The 13,695-nt window shown below is 62.7% G+C and carries 16 protein-coding genes and 1 pseudogene; 6 read left to right on the top strand and 11 right to left on the bottom strand.

Annotation, left to right across the window (positions count from 1 at the left end):
• A partial coding sequence (locus FFS27_RS17045) for an NAD(P)/FAD-dependent oxidoreductase (RefSeq protein WP_137952108.1) occupies window positions 1-479 on the bottom strand: 479 nt, incomplete at its 3' end.
• 112 nt (window positions 480-591) lie between these two features.
• On the opposite strand from FFS27_RS17045, the gene FFS27_RS17050 reads away from it, so the two are divergent.
• On the top strand, window positions 592-1,080 hold the full coding sequence (locus FFS27_RS17050) for a M48 metallopeptidase family protein (RefSeq protein ID WP_003084971.1): 489 nt from the start codon (window positions 592-594) through the stop codon (window positions 1,078-1,080).
• Between the two features lie 25 nt (window positions 1,081-1,105).
• On the top strand, window positions 1,106-2,260 hold the full coding sequence (locus tag FFS27_RS17055) for a hypothetical protein (protein ID WP_003118883.1): 1,155 nt from the start codon (window positions 1,106-1,108) through the stop codon (window positions 2,258-2,260).
• A 1-nt stretch (window position 2,261) separates the two neighbouring features.
• Here FFS27_RS17055 and FFS27_RS17060 read toward each other — a convergent pair whose 3' ends face one another.
• The 3 genes from FFS27_RS17060 to FFS27_RS17070 form a co-directional block, all read right to left on the bottom strand.
• Window positions 2,262-2,936, bottom strand: coding sequence for an HAD family hydrolase (locus FFS27_RS17060; RefSeq protein WP_003101612.1), 675 nt, complete (start codon window positions 2,934-2,936; stop codon window positions 2,262-2,264).
• A 128-nt stretch (window positions 2,937-3,064) separates the two neighbouring features.
• The gene (locus tag FFS27_RS17065) at window positions 3,065-3,418 is read right to left on the bottom strand and encodes a DUF805 domain-containing protein (RefSeq protein WP_003084974.1); all 354 of its coding nucleotides are present in this window, start codon (window positions 3,416-3,418) and stop codon (window positions 3,065-3,067) included.
• Window positions 3,419-3,595: 177 nt separating this feature from the next.
• Window positions 3,596-4,507, bottom strand: a complete 912-nt coding sequence (locus tag FFS27_RS17070) for an AraC family transcriptional regulator (RefSeq protein WP_023100767.1) — start codon at window positions 4,505-4,507, stop codon at window positions 3,596-3,598.
• 117 nt (window positions 4,508-4,624) lie between these two features.
• On the opposite strand from FFS27_RS17070, the gene FFS27_RS17075 reads away from it, so the two are divergent.
• Window positions 4,625-4,963 (top strand): carboxymuconolactone decarboxylase family protein, encoded by a 339-nt coding sequence (locus FFS27_RS17075; protein WP_003084980.1) that lies wholly within the window; start codon window positions 4,625-4,627, stop codon window positions 4,961-4,963.
• Here FFS27_RS17075 and FFS27_RS17080 read toward each other — a convergent pair.
• Window positions 4,953-5,468 (bottom strand): hypothetical protein, encoded by a 516-nt coding sequence (locus FFS27_RS17080; protein ID WP_137952109.1) that lies wholly within the window; start codon window positions 5,466-5,468, stop codon window positions 4,953-4,955. The genes FFS27_RS17075 and FFS27_RS17080 overlap by 11 nt on opposite strands.
• A gap of 187 nt (window positions 5,469-5,655) precedes the next feature.
• Here FFS27_RS17080 and FFS27_RS17085 point away from each other — a divergent pair, with 187 nt between their 5' ends.
• Entirely contained in the window at window positions 5,656-5,814 is a 159-nt protein-coding gene (locus FFS27_RS17085) for a YqaE/Pmp3 family membrane protein (RefSeq protein ID WP_003084988.1), read from the top strand.
• 9 nt (window positions 5,815-5,823) lie between these two features.
• Here FFS27_RS17085 and FFS27_RS17090 read toward each other — a convergent pair whose 3' ends face one another.
• From FFS27_RS17090 to impA, 5 genes are all read right to left on the bottom strand, one after another.
• Window positions 5,824-6,282, bottom strand: a complete 459-nt coding sequence (locus FFS27_RS17090) for a DUF6985 domain-containing protein (protein WP_015502266.1) — start codon at window positions 6,280-6,282, stop codon at window positions 5,824-5,826.
• Window positions 6,283-6,297: 15 nt separating this feature from the next.
• On the bottom strand, window positions 6,298-6,768 hold the full coding sequence (locus FFS27_RS17095; RefSeq protein ID WP_021263069.1) for a hypothetical protein: 471 nt from the start codon (window positions 6,766-6,768) through the stop codon (window positions 6,298-6,300).
• A 13-nt stretch (window positions 6,769-6,781) separates the two neighbouring features.
• Window positions 6,782-7,129: an SMI1/KNR4 family protein gene (locus tag FFS27_RS17100; protein ID WP_021263068.1), complete on the bottom strand. Its 348-nt coding sequence runs from the start codon at window positions 7,127-7,129 to the stop codon at window positions 6,782-6,784.
• Window positions 7,119-7,733 carry a DMP19 family protein gene (locus FFS27_RS17105; protein ID WP_019485371.1) on the bottom strand — a complete coding sequence of 205 codons (615 nt, stop codon included), beginning with the start codon at window positions 7,731-7,733 and terminating at the stop codon, window positions 7,119-7,121. The genes FFS27_RS17100 and FFS27_RS17105 overlap by 11 nt, the downstream gene beginning before the upstream one ends.
• Window positions 7,734-7,923: 190 nt before the next feature.
• On the bottom strand, window positions 7,924-10,695 hold the full coding sequence (gene impA / locus FFS27_RS17110) for an ImpA family metalloprotease (RefSeq protein ID WP_021263067.1): 2,772 nt from the start codon (window positions 10,693-10,695) through the stop codon (window positions 7,924-7,926).
• A gap of 99 nt (window positions 10,696-10,794) precedes the next feature.
• Between impA and FFS27_RS33285 the strand changes: the two genes are divergently transcribed.
• Both FFS27_RS33285 and FFS27_RS17125 read left to right on the top strand, forming a co-directional pair.
• Window positions 10,795-10,938 carry a hypothetical protein gene (locus tag FFS27_RS33285; RefSeq protein ID WP_003085001.1) on the top strand — a complete coding sequence of 48 codons (144 nt, stop codon included), beginning with the start codon at window positions 10,795-10,797 and terminating at the stop codon, window positions 10,936-10,938.
• Between the two features lie 427 nt (window positions 10,939-11,365).
• Window positions 11,366-11,644, top strand: a pseudogene (locus FFS27_RS17125) (type II toxin-antitoxin system HipA family toxin); the annotation flags it as partial.
• Between the two features lie 762 nt (window positions 11,645-12,406).
• Here FFS27_RS17125 and FFS27_RS17130 read toward each other — a convergent pair.
• The coding region (locus tag FFS27_RS17130; RefSeq protein ID WP_218570988.1) for a hypothetical protein at window positions 12,407-13,695 on the bottom strand (1,289 nt) is incomplete at its 5' end.

A 13,695-nucleotide genomic window follows, 5' to 3' on the forward strand; every position in this document is an offset into this window, starting at 1 on the left:
CCGCTGGCGATCACCAGCGACTCGCAGCGCATCTCGCCGGCGCTGGTACGCAGGCGGTAGCCGGCGTCGTCGCGGGCGATCTCTTCGATCGAGGTGTCCAGCAGGATTTCCGCTCCGGCCTCGGCGCATTCGCGCAGCAGCATCTCGAGGATGTCGCTGGACTTGTTGTCGCAGAACAGCTGGCCGAGTTTCTTCTCGTGGTACGGCACCTGGTGCTTGGCCACCAGGCCGATGAAGTCCCACTGGGTGTAGCGGGCCAGCGCCGACTTGCAGAAGTGCGGGTTGCGCGAAAGGAAGTTGGCCGGCTCGGTGTACAGGTTGGTGAAATTGCAGCGCCCGCCGCCGGACATGAGGATCTTCTTGCCGGCCTTGTTGGCGTGGTCGAGTACCCGCACGCGGCGCCCGCGTCCGGCCGCCGTCATCGCACACATCAGCCCGGCCGCCCCGGCGCCAACGATCAGCACATCTGTACTTGCCACTGTCCCACTCCGCTCATCGGAAACGGCGCGCATCTTACCCGAAGCGGCGGTCGGCCGCCGGAGCTCCCGACGCGGTACACTGGGCGTTTTCCGCGAACCGCCGGACCCGTGCATGATCCCCCTCAAGTACCTCCAGGCCTATCCCGCATCGCTGCAGGACCAGGTCCGCCAGCTGATCGCCGAGAACCGCCTGGGCGAGTACCTCGAGCGCCGCTACCCGGGGCGTCACGATGTGCAGAGTGACAAGGCGCTGTACGCCTACACCATGAACCTCAAGCAGGAACACCTGCGCAACGCGCCGGGCCTGGACAAGGTGCTCTACGACAACAAGCTCGACGTGGTCCAGCGTGCCCTCGGCCTGCACACCGCGATCTCGCGGGTGCAGGGCGGCAAGCTCAAGGCGAAGAAGGAAATCCGCGTGGCTTCCCTGTTCAAGGACGCCGCCCCGGAGTTCCTGCGGATGATCGTCGTCCACGAACTCGCCCACCTGAAGGAAAGCGAGCACAACAAGGCGTTCTACCAGCTCTGCCAGTACATGCTGCCGGACTATCACCAGCTGGAGTTCGACTTGCGGGTGTACCTGACCTGGAAGAGTCTCTAGCGGCTGTTACAAGGATGAATTCTCGATGGGAAGCGCTTCGCAACGTTCGGTGCAGGATCTTTATGAGGACGTGGGAGATCACTACCGGATCTTTATCCGGGCGCCATTCTTTCAATTGCTGAAACACAGGGACTACTGGGTTCCCCTGCTGTATTTCTTCTTCGTGTTGATCACGATGTTCTGGGACTTGTATTGCCACTCCGGACAGTACCTCTACGAAGCCAGGAGTCTGCTCCCTTTCTATCTGTTCCCGTTTCTGATCGCTGCGCTACGGATAGGCGATATCGTCGTCGATACGCGCTGTCGCAATGTGGAGAACCTGGGAGGCTTCGAGCGCTCCGCCGAGAGCAGTCGCTACGTCCAGCTTTCCCTCTACGAACGGCAATGGTTCCGGCTGCGGTACCGGGCCTATGGCGGTAACCTCCGCTGCCTGGCGGGCGATCTGGTGGAGAACTGGCGCCTCTGGAAGGAGGTGAATTCGAAGGCCGCGAAGGATATCGACGGCGCAGTGATGCTGCGATTCTTTCTGCCTCCCCGGGACCTTGCTCGTCTGGTCACGCTGTTGGCTGCGCTCATTGCGGTCATCGCCACTCTCATCATTACCCTGGGGGCTGACAGGCAGGGCTATTTCGAGTTTGTCGACAACCTGCCCGCCTATCTGAAACTGTATTGGGGCGTCGTTTTCATCATTGCCTTCAGCGGTCCATACATGATCTTCCTGGGGATGCAGGCGCGCCTGGTACTGCGCGCAATGATCGACGCATTATCCATTTCCCAACCAAGCGACAAGCTGTTCTATCAATTCATCCAGCGGCTCATCTGGGCGGACGGAGTGAAACCGGCGAACCCCAGTGCCAACAGCAGGGTGCTACGGGCGGTCGACTCCATGGTCGACTTCTTCTACGAGGAGTGGAGAAGCGCCATCGGCAAGCTTGTGCTGTGGCTCGTTGCCCTGCTTGTGCTGCTTCTTTGCACGCTTTTGCATTGCCTGCTCCGAGTCTTTTCCTCGGCGAGAACGTTGGGAGAGGCGCTGATGCGGATTCTCTTGGCTGTTCTGGGGGGCGTTTGCTGGATAGTCGCGGCGATCCAGCGCTTGAATCTTGCCGTGCCCTTCCACTGGACCTTCTTCGTGCTGACGGGAACGGGAGCCTTGTTCGCAACCCTCTGCGGGCAGCCCTGACTCAGACTGTCCGGCGCAGGCGCGCCACGGTCTCCGGCAGTTCGCGCATGTGCTCGACGATGGCGATGGCGCCCAGCTCGCGCAGTACCTCGGCGTGCCCGGCGGGAATGTGCCCGGCGCCGACGAAGCCGATCACCCGCATCCCCGCGGCGAGGGCGGCGCGGGTGCCGGTGCTGCTGTCTTCCACCACCAGGCAACGCTCGGGGGCGACGCCGAGCAGGCTGGCGGCGTGCAGGTAGACGTCGGGTGCGGGCTTGGGCAGGGCGACCATATCGGCGCTGGCCAGGCGTTCGCCGATCAGTTCGCTGAGCCCGGCGCGCGCCAGCGAGCGCTCCAGGCTGTGGCGGCGGCTGTTGGAGGCCACCGCGACGGGCAGATCCAGGGCCAGCAGCGCCTCGCGTGCGCCGGGAATGGGTTGGACCTGGGCGACCATCTCCTCGCTGCGCTGGCGCACCTCGCGGTTGAAGCTGTCGGGGATGCGCAGGCCGAAGTGCTTCTCGACGCGATCGAGGATGTCGCGGCTGGTCAGGCCGAAGGTGCCTTCCAGCAGGCGCTGCAGCTCCTCCAGCGGCGCGTAGGCGCTGAGCGCCTCGTACATCACGCGCTCGGCGATGACCTCGCTGTCGACCAGGACGCCGTCGCAGTCGGAAATCAGTGCGTCGATGGGATGGGGCATGGGCTACCTCGCTGCGGGCGTTGGCGCAGGGCGCCGGAGTGGGAGCGAGGCATTCTAACCCCGGTCAGGGGCGGGAAGGGAAACAGGGAGAGGGAGAACGCCGAGCCGTGCGGCCCGGCGGGAAGGAATCAGGCGATGCCTTTCGGGTTCTGGCCGTACTGGTTCTGGCCGGCGTCGCTGTCCTTGGCCAGCAGGTAGATCAGGTACAGGCCGACGATCGGGATCAGCGCGATCAGCATCCACCAGCCGCTCTTGTTGATGTCGTGCAGACGCCGGGCGGTGACGCCCAGGGCCGGCAGCAGCACGGCGAGCGAGTAGAGATTGGCGATCGGCAGGAGCTTTTCACTGATCAGGCCGAGCACGACGCTCAGCGCGACGGAGATGATGATGTTCACCAGGGTGAACATCCAGTATTCCTTGCGACGGGCACGCCCGTTGAAGTCGAAGTAGTGTTCCTTCACGCATTTCAGAAACCATTCCATGTTTGCCTCCTGGGCGTACTGGTAAAGCGGGAGAGTGGGTGCCGCGACAAGTACCCCCGCGCCTCCTTGCCGGGAAAGCACAGTGTAGCCGTACTGTCAGTGAATTCGTACAGGATGTTGCGAAAATCATTCACATTGCATAGCAGCGGATCGCCGAAATGTGCGCCGGTAGCGCTTTCAGCGAGCGGAGTCGGCCTGGCGGCGGAAACGGCCCGGCGATTCGCCGAAGGCCTGGCGGAAATTGCGGGAAAACGCCGCCTCCGACTGGTAGCCGGTCTCGGCGGCGATATCCAGCAGGCTCTTCTGCGTTTGTCGCAGCAGACCGCGGGCCTTTTCCATGCGGATGCGGGTCAGCAGGATCCACGGCGAGGTCCCGCCGAGGGCGGAGAAGGCGCGGACGAAACTGGCCCGCGACATCGCCGCCTGCTGGGCAAGCTGTTCCAGGGTCCAGGCATGCTCCGGGCGTTCCAGCATGGCCCGTAGGGCTCGTCCCAGGCGGGCGTCGCCCAGCAGGCCGAACAGGCCGTCGCCCAGCGGTTGGCGGTCCAGGTAGGCGCGCAGGGCCAGGGCGAACAGCGCGGTGGCCAGCGCGTCGATGATCGAGCGGGCGCCGCTGCGGGTGCTCTCGGCTTCCTCGCGCATCAACCCGATCAGCGCGCGCAGGGGCTGCTGGGTCGACTCGTCCATATGCACCAGCAGGCGCTCGGGTAGCGCGCCGAACAGGCTGGCACCGGCGTGGTAGCGGTAGCTGCCGCAAAGCATGTCGAGGGCCTCGCCGGGGCCGTTCAACTGGTACAGCGGGATGCTGCCGCGGTGCTCCACGGTGGGTTCGCAGGGTTGCGCCGGGCTGTCGCTGCGCAGGAGGTGCGGGGTGCCGCGTGGCAATAGGATCAGGTCACCGGGATGCAGGTCGAGGCGACCGCCATCGAGGAATTCGCAATAGCAGGTGCCGGCCATGACGATATGGAAGGTCGCCTCGCCGGGCACCGCTTGCGGGTGCTCCAGCGCCCAGCTGCCCTGTAGCTGGCAGCGCTGGTCGAGGCGGCCCTGCAGGTTGGCGAGCTGGATGAGCCGGTCGAGTGGGTCCATGGGATGAGCCGATCAGGTCGAAAGTAGAGACGCATGGGCAGGCGGCGCGGTCCAGACTGGTCGAGACTGGTAACCCGACGCGCCACTCCCGGCGCGAAAGCAACGGAGAATATCACCATGCTGAACAACTGGACCGAGTTCGTCCCCGCCGTGAAAAAAGCCTTCGGTGCCCTGGGCAAGCAACACCCGAAGATGCTCGCCGCCTATGGCGCGCTGGAGGAAGCCAGCGCCGAGGGCGCCCTGGATGCCAAGACCCGCGAACTGATCTCCATCGCCGTGGCTATTACCACCCGTTGCGACGGTTGCATCGGCGTGCACACCGAGGCCGCGCTGAAGGCCGGCGCCAGCGAGGCGGAAATCGCCCAGACCCTGGCTACCGCCATCTCCCTGAATGCCGGCGCCGCCTATGTCTATTCGCTGCGCGCGCTGGAAGCCTACGACCAGTTCAAAAAGTGAGGCCGTACAGGCGCTGCAGGTAGAACAGCAACCCCAGCCAGGCCACCAGGGCCAGCCAGCCCAGCCCCAGCAGGCCCTTGCGCAGCAGCGTCGAGGGCCTGCCGTGGAGCAGGTCGACCAGGCTCAGCACGCCGCCGAGCAGCAGCAGGCCGAGCAGCGCCTGGGTGTACTGGGCGAAACTCGGCGACAACGCCTCGTCGCCGTGGGCGGCATAGTTGTACAGGTTCCAGGCGCAGATCAGCGTCGCCGGCAGCAGCGCCAGCAGCGCGCCGAGCCAGCGCCCGCGGACATGCAGGAGGAAGCCCGCGAGTAGGCCGACCAGCCCGGTACCCAGCGGTAGCAGCGCCAGGCCCTGGCTGAGGTAGACCAGGTCGACGCCGTCGGCGAGCGCCATCGGGGTGACGAAACGGTAGCTGCCGCTGGCGCAGAGCAGCACCGAAAGCAGCAACAGGGCGTAGCCCGGCAGGTACGGCCAGAAGGCGGGACGCGGGGTCAGGTCGGACATGGATGTTCCTTGCGGGTTGTCCGCTCGCATGAGCGTAGGCTCAAGCGTACCGCTGCGCGTGACAGGCGGCGAGTACCGTTGCGGTTGAACCCTCCGCGAATGGCGGGAGTCAGTCATAGGGTGACGCGAAAAAACGCCGGCTCACGCGCCGGACACCGTATCGACCCTGGACCAAGGAGTTCCGTTCATGGACCTGATCCGCATCCTCATCGCCATCCTCCTGCCGCCGCTGGGCGTGTTCCTGCAAGTCGGCTTCGGCGGCGCCTTCTGGCTGAACATCCTGCTCACCCTGCTCGGCTACATCCCGGGCATCGTCCACGCGGTGTACATCATCGCCAAGCGTTGAGGCCCCTGCTCAGGCGTAGTTCCATGGTTCCTTCACGGTGAAGTCCCGCCACGGGTCTTCGCCGTGGAAGGGGCCGACGTAGAGCACTTCGCCGCCCCGGACGATCCATTCCATACCGTGTTCCCGGTCCCATTCGCAGTTCAGCGACAGGTGGATCACCGCTTCGTCGCCCTGTTCCGGGTCGGGCACGATCAGCTCGCCCGGCTCGATCCGTTCCAGCACCGCGCGCGCCGGCGCGACTTCCTCCGCAGACTCGCCCAGCCGCCCCAGGCGCGCGGCGCGGTAGCGCAGGCTGGCGGCACAAAGCCGCTCGATCACGGCGTCATCCAGTTCGTCGAGGGCTCGGGCGCAGCGCCAGGCGTAGGCGTCGTCGGCCTCGTTCTCGATGAACAGGCTGATGTAGCGCCGGTACAGGCGCCAATACACTTCGCCCATGTTCGCATCGTCCAGGTTGCGGATCAGTTCCATGCGTGGTCTCCCTGTTCAGCAGCGTTCGGTGAGGGCGATGCCACGGCCGTCGCCGAAGCCATCGTGTACGTGCAGCCACAGCGGGATCGGCCAGGCCCAGCCGCCGGCCTTCCACCAGCACTCGGCGAACCAGGCTTGCAGCGTATCGGCGAGCAGGTCGACGCCGCCGAAGCCGTCGGCGAAGTAGGCTTCGTCGAAATCCGGGGCATGTCCCAGGCCGAGCGCCAGGTCCAGCGCCTTGCCGGGAAACAGGCGCGGGTCGCTGGCGTCGACCCGGTTGTTGGCGCCATTCAGGTACAACCACGCTTCCGCTGCGTCGCGTCCGTCCTCGCCGAGGAACAGTTGGATCTCGCCGTCGCGCAGTCCTTCCTCCAAGGGTTGCCGGAGCAGCTCGCGCAGGCGCTGGATCACGCCTGGCGCGGCGCGTTGCAGGTCGCGGCGGTAGCGCGCGCGGAATTGTTCGGGGCTGAGGCCGAAAGGAATCATGGGCGTTTCTCCGTCATTCGGGCAGGCAGGGCCCGGCTTCCAGCCAGGCCTCCAGGCTGGGTGCCAGGGGTTCGAAGCAGTCCAGCGTCATCGCGCCATGGTCGACCAGGAACAGCGCCTGCCGGTGATCGTCCAGGGCCATCACCACGGCGCGGCCGCCGCTGTCGTCGCCTATGGCCAGGTAGCCGGGGCAGTAGAGAGAGGTTTCGAAGGCCCGGTTGCGTTCCAGCAACTCGTCGGCGGCGTAGAGCAGCAGGCCCGGCTCGACGAGGCGGCCGCCGTGCAGCTCCAGAGCGGCGACGAAGGCAGCCGGCAGCGGTTGTCCGAGCCAGGCCTCTAGGGCATCCAATTCAGGCTTCATCGGGCTCGTCCAGGGCGAACAATGCATGGTGGCGGGCATGGGCCAGCAGGCGTTCGCCCAGCGCGTCGGCCAGGGCGTAGAAGCGCGTGTCCAGCGCATCCAGGGCCGCTTCGCAGTCGCGGTCGGGTTCATCGGCCCAGGTCGGCATGCGCAACTGGCGTTCGGCCTGGGAGACTGGCACCGGACCGTCGCCGAACAGCAGGGCGGCGGCTCGCTCCAGCAGGGCCAGGGCGTCCTCCGCCACCAACTCGCGAAGACCCGCGCGCGCCGCCTGGTACTGGTCGCCGGAGGAGTTGCCGAAGTACTGGTCGAAGCCGCCGTTGTGCACTTCGCCGCTGAGCACGCTCACTGCGTAGTAGCTCCGTTCGGCCGGCGACAGCCCGGCGAATCCCTCGCGGCCATCGTAGACGCGATTCACCAGCGCGCTCCAGTACAGCGCCTGCGGACTCGCCAGGTAGCGCCGTCGCTCCGTGTGGAAACGCTTGCCATCCTCGATGTTCTGCCGGTAGCCGCCCTTGCAGGGCATGCACAGTCCGTCGTTCCTCGCCGCCGTGGTCGGCAGGATGAGATGGCCGCAGGCGCGGCAGGGAAGGCGGTCGGTCATGAGCGGTCCTTGCTGGTGGAAGGGGCTCATTATTGCGCAGGATCGTTCAGCTTGAACGACAGTTTGGCTTGCCAGCCTGGCACGGCATTGCCCGCTGGCATGGCCGACCCTCTCTCCCGTCGGGGAGAGGGGGATGAGGACCGGCGCGGAGCGAGAAGCATCACCCCGCGCCAGCCCCCTCAGCTACGACTCACGGAAACGGCCACGCCGGCGACCCCTGGCTCATGTCCAGAAGCTTCACCGTGCTGTATTCGTTGGTCCGGTTGTTGGCATAGAAGAACGCCGGCTGCTCGGCGAAACCGTAGGCCGCCACCTGAGCCTGGGCCGCTGCCGAGGTACGGATGCCCCATAGCGCGAAGGTTGGCCGCTGGTCGCGCTGGGTCAGCCAGGACAGGCCGAGCAACAGGTTGTCGTTGCCGTCCGTGCTGCTGGCATCGCCGCTGTTTCCCGGGCGCTGGGCGTAGGTGCCGTAGCCGAGAGCGGCCTTGTTGGCGTCCCAGTCGGACTTGTCCACCTGGCGCTGGTGCAGGTAGAGCAGGGTCCAGATATCCCAACCCTGCAGCGGATCGTTCTTCAGGTCGGCCCAGTAGTGCACCCACTGGGTATAGAAGGCCATTCGCTCGCCGTTCAGCGCGTAGGTGCCCGGGTCTTCCCACAGGCGCTTGTATACGCCTGCCAGCGGATCGGCCTCGGCGCGTCCGGCGACGATCAGGTTGTAGGCGTTGCGGTAGTTGACCCGCGTATCGTCGAGGTTCTGCCCGAACTCGCGGAGCACGCGCCAGTCCTTGTGCAACGGAAATATCTGGTTGGAGATTTCGCCCGAGCGCCCGCCGTAGACCTTCAGTCGATTCACTTGCAGGTTGTGGCCCAGCTCATGGCTTTCGCCCCAGCCACGCGGGTTCAGGCCCCAGGTCTGGTCGTAGGGGTTGCCGCTGCAACCGCCGCCGCACTGGGCGTACTGGTCGACGTTGATGTGCTGGGTGCCGGGCAGCTTGTGCAGGGTCTCGCTGTCGCAGTCCCAGCCGCGCACCGCGCATTCCTGCTGGATTGCCGGAGTCTTCGCCTGGTTGGGAATGGCGAAGCCGGCCAGGGTGTAGGCGTCGTCGATGAACACCTCGTTCAACTCACGGATGAAGCGCTGGACGTCGCCGCCATAGTCCTTGTCGATCGAGCCACGGACCTTCTCCACCTTGGCATGGACCTCCACCGAGCCGCTGCGGATCTCCAGCCAGTCGGCCTTGTCGGCGTCCAGCGCCTGGATGAAGTCGGCAATCGCCTGGCTGCTGTCCTCGCCCGGCTGGATGTCGAGGAACGGCTGGCTGGCCGCGCCGGTTACCTTGACGGTTACCGTCTGTCCCGGCGTGGCGCCGCTGTAGACCAGTTGCAACAGGCCGCCGTAGGGCGATACCAGCGCCACCGACTGGTTTGCCTGGAGCTTGATGTCCGGGCTCTTGAGGAAGCGCGGGCGGTCATACTGGCGGGTATTCCACAGCCGCGTCGAGCCGATGCGCTGGGTGTTCAGGCCGACCGCCAGGCTGGCCTGGCCAGCGTCTTCGATGCGAATGCTCAGGCGCTTGCCCGGCGCCGCCATGCGGCCGATGGCGGTGAAGCCCTGGGCCGACGGCAAGGTGAGGGTCAGGGTTTCCTCCGAGCCCGATACCGGCATCGACTGTTGGCGCTGGCCGGCGTAGCTGCCCAGTTCCTTCTGCGCCGCGCCGGCCTCGCGCACGTAGCCGACGATGGCGTCGGCGACGAAGGTTTCCTGGAAGCGCGCCGTGTCGGCGGCCTTGTCCATCGGGTAGCGGATGTTCTGCCGCACCGCGTCGGCCCACAGCAGCCAGAGCCGCAGCGAGGTGGTGCCGGGCAGGGCGAAGAGGTTCTGCGCCTTCTGGTTGTAGGCGTCGAGGGCGCCTTTCAATACATCGACGCGCTTGCTGAAGTCGCTCAGTCCCGGCACGTCGTCGCAGGTGGTGCGACCGACGTAGGAGGTGCATTTCGACCAGTCGTAGTCCGTGCGCCAGCTACCGTCGACGATCTGCTGCACCAGCGCCGGATCCTGGCCGTAGGCACCGCCCAGCTCGACCGAACGCGCCCGGGTGCGGCTGGATGGCACCGCGTCCTTGTCCCAGTAGTTGCCGCCATAGGGGCCTTCCTGCAGGCCCAGGCCGGAGAGGATCTGCTGGCCGGTGCTGCTCTGGTTCCAGCCATTGGTGTGCACGAAGAGGATCGGCAGCCCGGCCTGTAGCCGTGCGCGCACCGTGGCGCTCAGGCTAGCGGCGCTGGCGCCGTTGCCCAGTACCAGCAATTTGCTGGCGCTGGCGCAACTGGCGTCGGTCAGCGCGTTGCAGGCGGCGTCCGCCGGTTGCAGGCCGGCGCTCTTCAGGCCGTTGAGGGTGGCGGTCTTGTCCACCCCGACCACGCTGACCTTGAAGTCCTTCGCAGTGGCCGCGCCCGGGTCGCCGTTCACCAGCCACTGCACCGCCCGCTTCAGCAGCGGTGCGTGGGCGGCATTGGCCCCGCTCAGTTGGGTGAGCACGTTGGTGCCATAGGCCAGCCCGCGGCCGCCGGCCTCCAGGCTCAGGCTGGCGAGCACGCGCCCCTTGTCGCCGATGAGGAAGGGCAGGGTATTGTCCGGGTTGGCCGGCAGGACCCACATGCTGGCGGCGCCAGGATCATAGGCTTGGCTGAGGTTCTGGTAGAGACCGTCGAGCAACTGCGTGCGGGTCTGGCGGATGCGCTCGACCTGCTGCTGCAGGCGCAGGGCGACCAGGTGGCTGTCGGTCAGTTGCGAGGAATCCCCGCTGACCAGTGCCGCATCGAGGATTTCTTCCTGGATGGCCGCCTGGGCGGACAGCGCGCCAGCCAGGCAGAAACCGGCCAGCAACGCTCGGTGGCGAGGGATGGGTGAGCGACTCATGTTCTCTCCTTGCAGTGAGGGAAATGCAGTGGTGGACAGGCTCACAACTGGCGCTATCGGCCCGTGGAGGGCGGCATATTGTTATGGGTGCGCCGGGTATCGCGTCGAACAGGGAATGGGCCTCGGACAATGCCGGAAATACGCATGGGCGATCCGCTGCATCGAACGAGTCAAGGCGAGAGGAGCATGTTGGGAAAGGCGGAAAAACTATCTGTTCTGGTTGTTTTTGAACTGCGTCTGATTATTTGGATTTTATTTTTACCGATTGTTCGAAGCGCTCTGGAATAGGCGCTCCAGCGTTTCCTGTGACGAAACGATCCAGACTTTGGTTAGGGGCTTGGAAAATACCGAGGATGTATTTTCAGAGCTGTCGATCGAGTTGGAAGTTACAGTTTCATGAAGGTTTAAGTGCTTCGAAGTTACCGCGTTGGCGATGGAATCGATATCGTCCGGTAGTGCCTTCGGAAGTGCCTGATAAGTGCCTTCCCACGCTCAGGCGGCGAGCAGAGCGCCACGTCCATCGGATTCCGCTCCGCCAGCGCCAGTTCGCCTTCGCCGAAACTTGCGCTGCTGCCGCCGACACCCTGCAATTGATCGCGCAGTGGGGGGCGATTCACACCAAAGCCTGTGACCTGCAGCACGGCTCGCCGGTGCAACGGTAGAGACCTATCGGCAGGTGCTGGAAACCTGCCGCCAGCACTGCTGCGAATTGCTCCTGGCACCGGCCTACGACATCGTCAACACCACGGCTTATATCCCGCAAGATGTACTGGCGCTGGATGTCGTAGGCAACAAGACCCTCTTTGCCTCGCGACAGGGGCTGCTGGAGTTCGCCCAGGTCTGCGATGTAGCTCGGCCAACAGAAGTGATCCGCAAGCAGTTGCAAGCACTGGAGCGGCTGTTGGCCCGCTCGACTGAGCTGTGCGAGCAGGCCCCGCATGTGGTCGCTGCAATCAGGCAATGTGCCGTTCCGTTTATGCAGACGTTTGGCTAGCGCACTCGGAAAGATCAGCGAGTTGACCACGCTCGAAAACGCGGTAAGGGGAGATGGCCAGCCGCTGGAAGGCACTCGGGGCGGGACAGACCAAAAAGCTTGAAGCCGCGCAGTGCGCGGCTTCTAAGGTGGTGGGCCCACACGGACTCGAACCGTGGACCAAAGGATTATGAGTTGTAGCTTAATGCCGCAAGACTAGGAAAGTTTAGGTTAGGTAGTGTTAGGTTACAATAGGGTTAACTATATGATTATAGGAGGTTTACGTTAGTTTTCGTTAGGTTCGCGTAGCTGGGCACTGTACCTCTGCTGTACCTCGTGACAGCACGCAATTGCATTCGACTTGACCAAGAATTTGTATCGGATTTGACCATCACACTGCGTGGTCATGACTGGCAGAGAACGACCCGAAGTGGACACTCCATTCCAATCGACGAAAGACAAGTGTTTGCGATAACTCAGGCCATTACTGCTGCCACGGGCATGGTCCGTTGTGAACAGAACGGTCGATAAAAATACGTCTTCTGCCACCTCAACACTCATCCTGGCTGGCATCCATCAGATAAAGTAGATCGCCGAGCAGGCCCCGAGCTGGAGCGACAATGCCCTGTTAGTCCTGCGAACTGACCGAGACGCTGCCACGCGTCTGCATGATCTAACAAAAACACCTAGACTCTCGTAGCCTCGATCTTTTCTATACCGATGGGAGGCGAGCGCAATGAGTGAATTCGCCACACCGCAAAGCGATTCACTGTTTTGGAGCGGCTAATTACTCACTCCCATTTTGAGAAAATATTTTAGCTCTCGTAGGACTTCGCCTTCAGGTGAGATTTTAGGCATCTCAAGTATGTAATCGATGCGCATGCATTCGTTATCTGGCAAAGAAACTAGAGTGCTTCCTCCTCGGCTCTCTTCAACGGCGATTACAAAAAATAGCTGCGTGTACATATTGTACTTCCCATGGTGATGGGAAAATATTAAGTGGCACTCTAGATGCGCTCTTGCGCCATCGCTATCTAAACTCCAGGCAGACTTGAGTTTAATTCGCTCGCTAAGACTGCCAGCTTTGAGTCTCTTGAATGCATCGCCTAGTATTTCGTCGGTTAGACCATATGCAATAAGTCCAGACACATCGCTGGGCCGAACACCACCTTTGGAAGCAACACTATTAAAGTCGGGTAGAAAGTCTATGCCAAGCTCATTGGCAATAACACGAGCCTTCAAGCATCGTACATAGATGCTTTTGAGTGAGGAAAAATGACGATGTCTTGAGTTCCATTGAAGTTCGGCTTCTCCTCTATTCAGCTTCCAGCGCGCGCTTTCTACGCCTTCTACTACCTCAATTGCTTCGAGGTTATAGTAGATTTTTGCTCCATTAATCGCAGCATGTAAGAACTCGGCTGTATTGAGGCTGGTGCTTAGTCGAACATCTAGTGGGTCGAACTCGATGACTCCCAAGCTGGTTGATCCTGATACATCGAACCCAATTTTATGCGCAAGCTGTGAATTTTCAACATGGCTCTGGAATAAGCTATACCCACGAAAGAGATTAATCCTGAAATGGTATTCCTCTCCTGCATGGATGTGCTCTCCCGATATTTTTATAGCGGTGAGTGTATAGAGAAATTTTATATATGTATTTTTGGGGGGTGTGCTTTTGGCGCGTTCGTAGTGGTCGAACATGGTTTCTTTTAGTTTCTTGACTGCATGCCGCCTTTCTTCCGACGAAAACTCAAGTGGTACAGTTTTTTGCTCGGCGAAAAATTCATTAACATAGGAGTTTAGAGTTTTTTCATCGATTTTCGGCTTGGTGGGGACTGCGCCATTAACTTTAATCAATGCAGGGTTTTTGGCTAGTAGAAATTCTTCGAAGCTATACCGCGCAGAACCTACGCTTCCGAAGCTTTCGATAAGCTTGGCCTCCAAGTTTCGGTGCGAGTTTATTACTCGTGTGATAATCCTGTGCAGCCACTTCATCTCCACCAAAACGTCGACTGTATAGGTGCTGGTGGCCGAGTCAATCAAGGTATGACATGTTGGACATACATGAAGGC

The organism is Pseudomonas sp. 2VD (assembly GCF_005503585.1).
Taxonomy (GTDB): domain Bacteria; phylum Pseudomonadota; class Gammaproteobacteria; order Pseudomonadales; family Pseudomonadaceae; genus Pseudomonas; species Pseudomonas aeruginosa.